At 49.2% G+C, this 2,337-nt stretch carries 1 protein-coding gene; it reads left to right on the forward strand.

Going from position 1 to position 2,337, the window contains the following annotated elements; translation table 11 throughout:
- Window positions 1-220 precede the first annotated feature (220 nt).
- A partial coding sequence (gene nirB / locus RMO84_RS07690) for a nitrite reductase large subunit NirB (protein ID WP_310487879.1) occupies window positions 221-2,337 on the forward strand: 2,117 nt, incomplete at its 3' end.

The following is a 2,337-nucleotide window of genomic DNA, read 5'->3' on the forward strand; positions in this document are numbered from 1 at the left end:
AATATAATCGATCTGGTAGTTTGAAGTAAAAATCTTAGCTAACTTAGAGGCGATCGACACTCGATGTTTGATGAATCGATCGGAATAGCTGAAATCGCATCACTTTGATGTGATAAGTGAATAATGCTGACGTTTTTGTATCGATCGAGACAAACAAACGTCGCAAATTTCCCTAGCCTAAGATAAACTCAGGACTATTGTAGCTATAGGCAGTGTTGGCATGGCAAAACGGTTAGTGACGATCGGCAATGGGATGGTCGGTCATCGGTTCCTCGAACAGATGGCAGCAAAAGGTGCGGATTGGGATCTGGTCTGCTTTTGTGAAGAGCCACGGGTAGCATACGACAGGGTCAATCTCAGCGGTTATTTTGCCGGCAAAACCGCCGCAGATTTATCGCTAGTCGAGCCGGATTTTTACAAGGATAATCAGATCGAGGTACATGTCGGCGATAAGGCTGTCAGTGTCGATCGAGCCAATAAGACTGTCACTTCGGCCAACGGATTGACGATTAATTACGACAAGCTCATGCTGGCGACTGGTTCCTATCCTTTCGTACCGCCAATTAAAGGTAATGATTTGCCTGGTACTTTTGTCTATCGGACGATTTGCGATCTAGAGGCGACGGAAGCCTATGCCAAAGACTGCCAGGTAGGCGTAGTCGTCGGTGGTGGTTTACTCGGTTTAGAATGTGCCAACGCGCTGCAAAACTTAGGACTCAAGACGCATGTAGTCGAGTTTATGCCCCGGTTGATGCCCGTCCAGGTAGATGAATCTGGCGGTGCGGTATTACGTCAGAAGATTGAAGATTTAGGCATCGGTATCCATACAGGCAAATCGACAACAGAGATTGTCGCTGACGAAAATGGCCGTGTCTGCAAAATGTTATTTGCTGACGGGACTGAGTTAGAGACAGATTTAATCGTGTTTTCGGCAGGGATTCGCCCCCAGGATGAGTTAGCGCGTCAATGCGAACTAAAGATCGGCGATCGCGGTGGGATTGTTATCGATGATAATTGTCAGACATCAGATTCGGATGTGTATGCGATCGGGGAATGCGCTTTATACAACAACCAAATTTTTGGGTTAGTCGCTCCGGGCTATCGGATGGCGGAAGTCGCCGCAGACAGACTTTGTGGCAGTGAAGCTAATAATTTCACAGGCGCGGATATGTCCACCAAATTGAAGCTTTTGGGCATCGATGTTGCCAGCTTTGGGGACGCATTTGGCAAGACTGCTGGATCGAAAGTAATTAAAATCGACGATGCGATTGCTGGTACTTATAAAAAGCTGGTAGTCAATGCAGATGGTAGCCGCTTATTAGGTGGTATTTTAGTCGGCGATGCCACTGTTTACGGTACATTGCTGCAACTGATGCAAAATCAGATGGCGTTACCGCCACATCCTGAGGATCTGATTTTACCGCCGCGCAGTGGTGCCAGCATGGCGATGGGCGTAGACCAATTTCCCGATACCGCTCAAATTTGCTCGTGTAATAACGTCACTAAAGGCCAAATCTGTTCCGCGATTCAGGAGCAAGAGCTGCGCGATATCGGTAGTGTCAAATCCTGTACCAATGCCGGTACTGGTTGCGGTGGTTGTGTGCCGTTAGTCACCGACTTACTCAAAGTCGAACTCAAAAAAGCGGGCATCGCGGTTAATAATAACCTTTGCGAACACTTTGCCTTCTCCCGCCAGGAATTATATAGCTTAGTGCGATCGCAAGATATCCACACGTTTCAAGCATTGCTCGATCGACATGGTACCGGACGCGGCTGTGAAATTTGCAAACCTGCCATTAGTTCGATTCTCGCCTCCGCTTGGAACGACCAAATTCTCGATGCACCCCACGTCAGCCTCCAAGATACCAACGATTCCTTCCTGGCAAATATCCAGCGCGATGGCACCTATTCCGTCATCCCTCGCATCCCTGGTGGTGAAATCACTCCCGATAAACTCATCGTCCTCGGACAAGTCGCCAAAGATTTTGGCCTTTATACCAAAATTACGGGCGCACAACGCATCGATTTACTCGGCGCACGGGTAGACCAACTCCCACTCATTTGGCAGCGGCTAGTCGCTGCTGGCTTTGAATCTGGGCACGCTAACGGCAAAGCCCTGCGGACGGTCAAATCCTGTGTCGGTAGCACCTGGTGCCGCTTTGGCGTTCAAGATTCTGTCAGCCTCGCGATCGAGGTAGAATTACGCTATCGTGGACTTCGCGCCCCGCACAAATTCAAATCCGCCGTCTCTGGCTGTACCCGCGAATGCGCGGAAGCTCAAAGCAAGGATTTCGGGATTATTGCCACCGAAAAAGGTTGGAACCTGTATGTTTGCGG

The organism is Chamaesiphon sp. VAR_69_metabat_338 (assembly GCF_031423935.1).
Lineage (GTDB): Bacteria > Cyanobacteriota > Cyanobacteriia > Cyanobacteriales > Chamaesiphonaceae > Chamaesiphon.